Origin of the sequence: Photorhabdus viridis, assembly GCF_040256935.1 — a bacterium.
In the GTDB taxonomy this organism is placed as follows: domain Bacteria; phylum Pseudomonadota; class Gammaproteobacteria; order Enterobacterales; family Enterobacteriaceae; genus Photorhabdus; species Photorhabdus viridis.
In genome coordinates, this window is record NZ_JBEJZY010000612.1 from 1 (window position 1) to 223 (window position 223).

The following is a 223-nucleotide window of genomic DNA, read 5'->3' on the forward strand; positions in this document are numbered from 1 at the left end:
GCGCTGGCGTTATGACCGGCATCACCGGGTGGCCGTCAGCGACCGGCCCGATAACCATCTGGAACATTTTGACCATGACCGCCACGGGAACCTGACCCGCTGGACCGATGCACGCGGAGTGGCCTGGCAGGTGGAATACGGCCCGTTTGACCTGCCGGCGGCCCGGCAGGACGGCGAAGGCCATCGCTGGCAGTACCGCTATGATGCCGATACCCTGCAACTG

The 223-nt window shown here is 65.5% G+C and carries 1 protein-coding gene; it reads left to right on the top strand.

Going from position 1 to position 223, the window contains the following annotated elements; genetic code table 11:
- The coding region (locus tag ABR397_RS24780) for a hypothetical protein (protein ID WP_350307982.1) at positions 1 to 223 on the top strand (223 nt) is incomplete at both ends.